Source organism: Rhodococcus sp. 2H158, from assembly GCF_053764755.1.
Window position 1 is genome coordinate 47,286 of record NZ_JBSNCE010000038.1, and the last position, 7,183, is coordinate 54,468.

The window sequence follows — 7,183 nt, forward strand, 5'->3', positions numbered from 1 at the left end:
GTACCCGGTCGAGGTACTCTCCGTCACACGTATCTGCCGGCCCCTCGGCTCTCAGACCTGCAGCAACGGCACCAGCAGCTCCTCCTCGGTCAGCGCACCGTGCTGTCCGGGCAGCTGCGACATGACCAGCTCGCCGTCGGAGCGGATCACCGTGGACTCGCCGAGGCCGATCGCGACGACGTCACCGATGCGTCGGCACGCGGCGGGTGACGGGTCCGGGCCGAACAGGCCGCCGGCGATCACGTCGTCGCGGGTGCCGGTCCACATGTCGTCGCCGAGTTCGTTGCGCCACCGCTCCAGCACTGCGTCGGGCCGCCGGGTGTGCACGTGCCGGCAGCGGGGTTCGCCCGCGATCGCGTCGACGTCCTCCGAGAGGCCGGAGATGTGGTCGAAGTCGGCGCGACGTCCGCGGGAGGCGTCGACCATGCCGTGGTCGGCGGTGATCAGCAGCCGCGCCCCGGCGGGCAGGGCCGCGACGAGCTGCTCGACGAACCGGTCGACGACGGTGAGCTGCGCGGTCCAGGACGGGGACTCGGGTCCGTAGAGGTGGCCGATCGTGTCGACCTCGCCGAGGTAGCAGTAGACGAGGGTGCGGTCGTCGGCGGCGACGGCAGCGACGACGTGGGCGAGCAGGTCGCCGTAGGCGGAGACACCGACGAAGTTGCCGCCGCGCAGCACGGCCCGGGTGAGCCCGCTGCCGTCGAAGCTGCGGGGCACGACGGTGGTCACGGTGAGCCCGGCGGCGTCGGCGCGTTCGAACGCCGTCGGGTGGGGCTGCACCCATTCGGGGACGAGCCGCTCACGCTGGTCGACCGCGGTCCCGGCGAGGGTCCAGCGCAGCCAGTTGAACGGGGCGTCGATCTCCTCGACGTAGGACTGGTAACCGGTGATGGCGTGGGCGCCGGAGGCCAGGCCGGTGCCCAGCGACGCGATGCTCACAGCGGTGGTGGTGGGGAATCCGGCGCGGATCGGCCGGCCGTCGAGTCCGGTGAGAAACGGGGCGGCGGCGGTATTGCGCCGCAGCAGGTTCCAACCCATGCCGTCGACGAGCAACACGACGGTGCGGGACTGCTCGTCGAGCGCGAGACGGTTGGCCTCGCCGGGCACCCCCGCGGACGCGAGCACGGACGGCATCAGGTCCGCGAGGGTGGGTTCGGCATAGACGTCGTGCAGCGGCAGGTCCATCACCCGAGTATGGCCTGCCGGCGGCCACTAGTCCTTGATGTCGGATCCGTGCTTGGTCAGCGGCATGATCTCGATGTTCATGTACGGGAACAGCGGCAGGTTCCACAGGATCTCGTGGAGTTCGTCGGCGGAGTCGACGTCGAAGATGCTGATGTTGCTGTACTTGCCGACGATGCGCCAGATCTCCCGCCACTTGCCCTCGCGCTGCAGTTCCTGGCTGTAGGCCTTCTCCCGCGCGACGGTCTCGGCCCGCACCTCGGGGTCGAGGTCGCGGGGGATGTCGACGTCCATGCGAACGTGGAACAGTGCCATGGTGAGTACTCCTTTCGGGCCGTGCGCGGTTTCGGTAGCTGTTCCTACCGAAACCGCGCACGGGTGGGGTCAGTCGCGGGCGAGGTGCTTGACGACGTCCATGTCGAGTTCGACGCCGAGGCCGGGACCCTGCGGCAGGTGCACCTGCCCGTCGGAATAGTCGAGCGGGGTCTGCAGCAGCTCGACGGCGAACAGCTGCGGCCCGAACAGCTCGGTGCCGTAGTTGATCCCGGGCTCGGCGCAGGCGAAGTGGATGGACGCCGCAGTGCCGATGGGCCCCTCGATCGAGGTGGCGCCGTGGCAGCGGATTCCGGCCGCCTTGGCGACGGCCACGACCTCCTTGCTGCGTTGCAGCCCACCGCACTTGGTGGTCTTGAGGGCGATGACGTCGGCGGCGCCGAGCTTGGCGATCTCGAGCGCGTCATGCGGCGTCTGCACGGACTCGTCGGCCATGACCGGGGCGGACACCAGGTGGTTGATCTCGGCGAGGACCTCGCGCTGCTCGCCGGGGGTCGGCTGTTCGATGAGCTCGACGCCGCCGTCGACGAGTTGCGGGACGTACCGCAGCGCGGTGAACCGGTCCCAGCGGGCGTTGACGTCGATGCTGACGCCGGCCTTGCCCTCGAGGGCCTGCGCGATCGTGACGACACGTTCGGTGTCGACCTTCGGGTCGAGCGCGCCCATCTTGAGCTTGAACGCGAAGTTCAGGCGTGCCGCCATCTTCTCCTCGACCTCCTCGAGGATCTCCTCGACCGGCGCGGCGCCGAGCGCCCAGCGCACGTCGACCCCGGTGCGGAAGGCGCCGCCGAGCAGGGCGTGCACGCCGACGCCGAGGGCGCGGGCCCAGGCGTCGTGCAGGGCGACGTCGACGGCGGCCTTCGCGAACCGGGCGCCGGAGACGACGCGTTCGATGTCGACCATGATGCCGCTGATCTCGTCGACGGCGCGGCCGGCGATGTAGGGGGCGATGTAGCCGTCGACGATCGCCTTCATCGTCTCGACGGATTCACCACCCCACCACGGACCGCCGGGCACGACGCCCTCGCCGTAACCGGTGACGCCGCCCGCGGTGGTGATCGCCACGAGCAGGATGGGCTGTTTCTCGGCGGTGGTGGTGGCGAACTTGTGCGGACGCACCAGCGGCACGTCGATGATCGTCGTGTCGATCGAGACGATCTTCAGGTCGGGGTCGGACATCGAACAGCTCACAATCGGATATCGGCGGTGGTGCGGGCAACAGTGGACCCTCGGGGACGACGAATGCCGGTGTCCTCTTGGTGGACACCGGCATTCGTCAACTCACGTGGACCCGGTCCATGGAGACGATCAGGCCTCGGGGTCGAGCACGAAGTTGTAGGTCACCTCGTCGACGCCCTCGGCGTTCGGCTGCGGATCGAGGATGAGCTCGGGCTTGGTCGCGGTCGCGACGTCGTCCTCGACCCACTCGCCACCCTGGAAGTACAGCTGGGTGGTGATCGAGCGCTTGCCGGGGGCCTTCACCATCAGGTGCAGGTGGGCGGGGCGCCACGGGTGTCCACCGTAGGACTCGATGAACCATCCGGTCGGGCCGTCGGCGGGGATCTTGTAGGGGGCGGGCTTGAGGGTGGTGATCTCGAAGTTGCCCTCGTCGTCGCACTCGACGGTGCCGCGCAGGTTCCACTCGGGGATGCCGGGGGCGAACTGGGAGTAGAGGCCCTCCGCGTCGGCGTGCCACAACTCGATGGTGGCGCCCTGCAGTCCGTTGCCCTCGAGGTCGGTGACCCGGCCCTGGAAGATCAGGGAGTCGGCCGCCTTGTCCTGCTCACGCATCGGCATGGTGCACTTGGCCGGCAGCTTCGGGGAGTCGGCCACGTAGTACGGGCCCTCGATGCTGCCCTTGGTGCCGGTGAAGTGCTTGCGGTTGTAGTGCACCTCTTCGATCTCGTGCTCGACGAAGACGTCCAGCCACAGCGGCCACTCGCCGTACTCGCCCACGTCGATCATCCACTGCTTGAGCACGCGGTACTCGTCGTAGGTGACCTCGTGCTTGTGGATGATCTCGGCGAACGCCCCGAGCACATCCTTGTAGATGGCGGCGGCACGCTCGACCGACGTGTCCGACGAGACGCGCTCGTTCTTGAACTTGTCGGTGGCCGCATTGCCGGACGCGTGGGCGGTGGGGTTCTCGGTGGTGGTCATGTGTCCTCCTCGGCGAGGCTCGAACGATGGTCACGAAAGCTGTCGTGGTGATCGCGGGGCTGGCGCTCTCGCCACTCGGGTTGTACGCTGTGCGTACTTGTGTATCGCAGTGCGTACACATACTGTGCGTCCAGTCACAGGTGATTGTCAACACCCGGGTGACCCCGGGCGCCGAAACCGCAGGTAGGAGCCAGCAATGCCTAGCCAGGACCGGGATTTCGTCCAAAGCATCGAGCGCGGCTTCGCAGTGCTGCTCGCGTTCGACGAACAGCACCCCAACCCGTCCCTCGCCGAACTGGCAGCGAAGACCGACCTGTCCCGGCCCGCGGTCCGCCGCATCCTGTTGACCCTGCAGAAGCTCGGCTACGTGAGCAACACGGGCAGCCGATGGTCACTGACCCCGCGCGTGCTCAGCATCGGTCAGCACTACTCCGCCTCGCACACCCTGGTCGAGGCCGCCATGCCGCGGCTGGTCGAGATCTCCGAGTACACCGGCGAATCCGCCTCCCTCGGCGTTCTCGACGGCGCCGAGGTGGTGTACGCCGCCCGGGTCCCGGTACGGCGCATCATGAGCATCAACGTCTCGGTGGGCACCCGGGTCCCCGCATACGCGACGTCGATGGGCCGGGCGCTGCTGGCGTGGGCTCCCACCGACACCGTCGAGCAGGTCGTCGCCGACACGAGTTTCGAGAAGCTCGCCACCGCGACCGTCGGCAACGCGGACGAACTGCGGGCCGAGCTGGCCCGGGTGCGCGCCCAGGGCTACGCGCTCACCTCCGCCGAGCTCGAGGAGGGCCTCATCTCGGCCGCGGCGCCGGTGCGCGACGCCGCCGGCACCGTGGTCGGTGTGCTCGCCTGCTCGACGTCGACGGCCCGGCACACGCCCGAGGAATTCCGCGCGCTCGCCGCGGACTGCCTGGTGAAGTCCGCGAACGCCCTCAGCGCCGACCTCGGGTACCGCGGGTAGGTCTCGTCAGCCGCGCAGGGTCGCGGACGGGGTCACACCGTACTTGCGGCGGTAGGCGGCGGCGAAGCGGCCGGTGTGCGTCATCCCCCAGCGCATGGCCACCTCCGTGACCGACGTCGCCGCCGGGTCACCGGCCGCGAGCTCCTGGTGGATCCGCTCGAGGCGCAGGTCGAGCAGGTAGTCGCGGGGACAGACCCCCAGGTACTCGCGGAATCCCTCCTGGAGGCGGCGCACGCTCACGCCCGCCAGCTCGGCCATGTCCGCGGACGTCCACGGCTGGGCCGGATCCTCGTGGATGCGGTCGAGGACCCGCTTGACGATCCGCGGTCGCGCCGCGGTGCCGGTCCCGCCCTCGGGCATCACCGCGAGCACGAATGCCGAGGTCAGGGCGCCGGAGAGCTGCTCGGCGACCAATGGGTTGCGCCACAGCTCCTCGTCCGCGCGCAGCTGGTCGACCACCGACCGCAACAGGGTCATCCAGCTCTGCCCGGCCTCCCCGGTCAGGTCCACCTGCTCCGGCAACTGCAGGTCGGGACGTCCCAGGATCCGCGCCAACTCACGGTCCAGGTAGTCGCGGTCGAGCTTGACGCCGACGATCTCGCAGTCGTCGGTCCAGCGGGTGATGGTGGCGGCGGTGTCCGGCCGGAACACCGACGCCTGTCCCTGCACCGAGACCACCTCGCGGCCCGCCGTCACCGATTCGATGCGCCCGGACAGGGGGATGTTGACCGCATAGGCACCCGGATGGTCCGACTGCACCGTGACCTCGGCGCCCCATCCGATTCGCGCCAGCCGCAGCGGACCCAGCTGCAGCGCGCGGACATCGACGTGCGGTTCCGTGCCGGCGGCCAGCGGAGCCAGGGTGTGCGGGAAGTACGCGTCGGACACCACATGCTCGGCTTCGCCCCAATCGGCCGGATCAGGCGTCGACCTCACCCTGTACCTCCGTTTCCGTCCCCGGGACCTTCGGCGCTGTTCGCCACTCGGGACCTTCGTCCCGGTATACCCGGGACCCACTGCCCAGTGTGATGGGCAACACGTCTCCGGGCAAACGAGGCCATCGGTCACGCCGACCGCGCAAACCGGATAGCGACCGCGTTCAGCGGATCGCAGCCGGCGCCCACCCGCTCCTATGGTCTACATCACACCAGCACGGATCGACCCGGGAGGAGCGCCGAAATGGAACAGCGTCGGCTCCGGAACATCTTCGGACAGTTCGCAAGTGGCGTCACCGTGATCACCTGCGCCAACCAGGAGGGCACACCCCACGGCGCGACGGTCACCGCGTTCACCGCCGTGTCCCTCGAGCCCCGGCTGTGCCAGGTCACCCTGACCCGCACGTCGAAGGCGTGCGGCTTCCTCTCCGGCGCACCGTTCGCGGTGAACATCCTCGCCGCGGATCAGGTCGACACCGCCCTGCACTTCGCCGGCCGGCCCCAGACCCCCGGTCCGGTGTTCGAGGACGGACCCACGGCGCCGGTGCTCGCCGGGGCCGCGGCGACCCTGTCCTGCGTGCCGTGGCGCGAGTACGACGGCGGCGACCACGTGATCTACATCGGCGAGATCGTCGACGCCCAGTGCCGCGACACCGCCCCGCTGCTGTTCTACCGGAGCACCTTCCACGAACTCGGCGCGCCGAGCGCCTCCGCCGCATGGAACGGCTCGATGGACGATCCGCACAGCGGCTGGTTCGACGCTCGGACCCGGTTCACCCCGCTCCACCTCGATGCCGCGGTGAACTGACCACCGCCCGGAACCACTTACCAGTTCCCTTCACCCGCAAGGAGATATCCATGACCACTCTCGAGTCCCGTCCCGGCGAGAACACGATCGACCGCTCCACAGTGAACGTCGCCGCCGACTCCCCGGCGAACCGGCAGCAGAATTTCGCCACGCGGCCGATGACCGGGGACGAGTACATCGAATCGATCAAGGACGGCCGCGAGATCTGGCTGCACGGCGAGCGGGTCAGGGACTTCACCAACCATCCGGCGTTCCGCAACTCCATCCGCATGACCGCCCGCCTCTACGACTCGCTGCACACCGGCGAGCACGTCGACACCCTCACCTGTCCCACCGACACCGGCAACGGCGGGGTGACCATGCCGTTCTTCCGCACCCCCACCTCCGCCGACGACCTGCTCGCCGAGCGCGACGCCATCGCCACCTGGGCGCGGATGACCTACGGCTGGATGGGCCGGTCCCCCGACTACAAGGCCTCCTTCCTCGGCACCCTCAACGCCAACAGCGAGCTCTACGCCCCGTTCCAGGACAACGCCAAGCGCTGGTACCGCGAATCGCAGGAAAAGGTCCTGTACTGGAACCACGCCATCATCAACCCCCCGGTGGACCGGCAGCTGCCCCCGGACCAGGTCGGCGACGTGTTCATGAAGGTCGAGAAGGAGACCGACGCCGGCCTGATCGTCTCCGGCGCCAAGGTCGTCGCCACCGGCTCGGCGATCACCAACTACAACTTCATCGCCCACTACGGCCTGCCGATCAAGAAGAAGGAATTCGCCCTGATCTGCACGGTGCCGATGG

The 7,183-nt window shown here is 69.0% G+C and carries 8 protein-coding genes; 3 read left to right on the forward strand and 5 right to left on the reverse strand.

Going from position 1 to position 7,183, the window contains the following annotated elements; translation table 11 throughout:
- Nucleotides 1-51 precede the first annotated feature (51 nt).
- The 4 genes from ACWPOB_RS26305 to catA form a co-directional block, all read right to left on the reverse strand.
- Nucleotides 52-1,185, reverse strand: a complete 1,134-nt coding sequence (locus tag ACWPOB_RS26305; protein WP_455402625.1) for an alkaline phosphatase family protein — start codon at nt 1,183-1,185, stop codon at nt 52-54.
- Nucleotides 1,186-1,212: 27 nt separating this feature from the next.
- A complete protein-coding gene (gene catC, locus ACWPOB_RS26310; protein ID WP_029546509.1) occupies nt 1,213-1,497 on the reverse strand; it encodes a muconolactone Delta-isomerase in 285 nt (94 codons plus the stop codon).
- A 69-nt stretch (nt 1,498-1,566) separates the two neighbouring features.
- The gene (locus ACWPOB_RS26315; protein ID WP_100055489.1) at nt 1,567-2,694 is read right to left on the reverse strand and encodes a muconate/chloromuconate family cycloisomerase; all 1,128 of its coding nucleotides are present in this window, start codon (nt 2,692-2,694) and stop codon (nt 1,567-1,569) included.
- A gap of 129 nt (nt 2,695-2,823) precedes the next feature.
- Nucleotides 2,824-3,675, reverse strand: coding sequence for a catechol 1,2-dioxygenase (gene catA / locus ACWPOB_RS26320; protein ID WP_100055490.1), 852 nt, complete (start codon nt 3,673-3,675; stop codon nt 2,824-2,826).
- 196 nt (nt 3,676-3,871) lie between these two features.
- Here catA and ACWPOB_RS26325 point away from each other — a divergent pair, with 196 nt between their 5' ends.
- Nucleotides 3,872-4,642, forward strand: coding sequence for an IclR family transcriptional regulator domain-containing protein (locus ACWPOB_RS26325; RefSeq protein ID WP_455402626.1), 771 nt, complete (start codon nt 3,872-3,874; stop codon nt 4,640-4,642).
- Between the two features lie 6 nt (nt 4,643-4,648).
- On the opposite strand, the gene ACWPOB_RS26330 is transcribed toward ACWPOB_RS26325, so the two are convergent.
- Nucleotides 4,649-5,578 (reverse strand): AraC family transcriptional regulator, encoded by a 930-nt coding sequence (locus ACWPOB_RS26330; RefSeq protein ID WP_455402627.1) that lies wholly within the window; start codon nt 5,576-5,578, stop codon nt 4,649-4,651.
- Between the two features lie 243 nt (nt 5,579-5,821).
- Between ACWPOB_RS26330 and ACWPOB_RS26335 the strand changes: the two genes are divergently transcribed.
- Both ACWPOB_RS26335 and ACWPOB_RS26340 read left to right on the forward strand, forming a co-directional pair.
- On the forward strand, nt 5,822-6,385 hold the full coding sequence (locus tag ACWPOB_RS26335; protein ID WP_100055493.1) for a flavin reductase family protein: 564 nt from the start codon (nt 5,822-5,824) through the stop codon (nt 6,383-6,385).
- Nucleotides 6,386-6,435: 50 nt separating this feature from the next.
- The coding region (locus ACWPOB_RS26340; RefSeq protein ID WP_455402628.1) for a 4-hydroxyphenylacetate 3-hydroxylase N-terminal domain-containing protein at nt 6,436-7,183 on the forward strand (748 nt) is incomplete at its 3' end.

Excerpts from the sequence above, each read along its gene's own strand:
- ACWPOB_RS26305 (WP_455402625.1), bottom strand. The coding sequence starts at position 1,185 with ATGGACCTGCCGCTGCACGACGTCTATGCCGAACCCACCCTCGCGGAC.
- catC (WP_029546509.1), bottom strand. The coding sequence starts at position 1,497 with ATGGCACTGTTCCACGTTCGCATGGACGTCGACATCCCCCGCGACCTC.
- ACWPOB_RS26315 (WP_100055489.1), bottom strand. The coding sequence starts at position 2,694 with ATGTCCGACCCCGACCTGAAGATCGTCTCGATCGACACGACGATCATC.
- catA (WP_100055490.1), bottom strand. The coding sequence starts at position 3,675 with ATGACCACCACCGAGAACCCCACCGCCCACGCGTCCGGCAATGCGGCC.
- ACWPOB_RS26325 (WP_455402626.1), top strand. The coding sequence starts at position 3,872 with ATGCCTAGCCAGGACCGGGATTTCGTCCAAAGCATCGAGCGCGGCTTC.
- ACWPOB_RS26335 (WP_100055493.1), top strand. The coding sequence starts at position 5,822 with ATGGAACAGCGTCGGCTCCGGAACATCTTCGGACAGTTCGCAAGTGGC.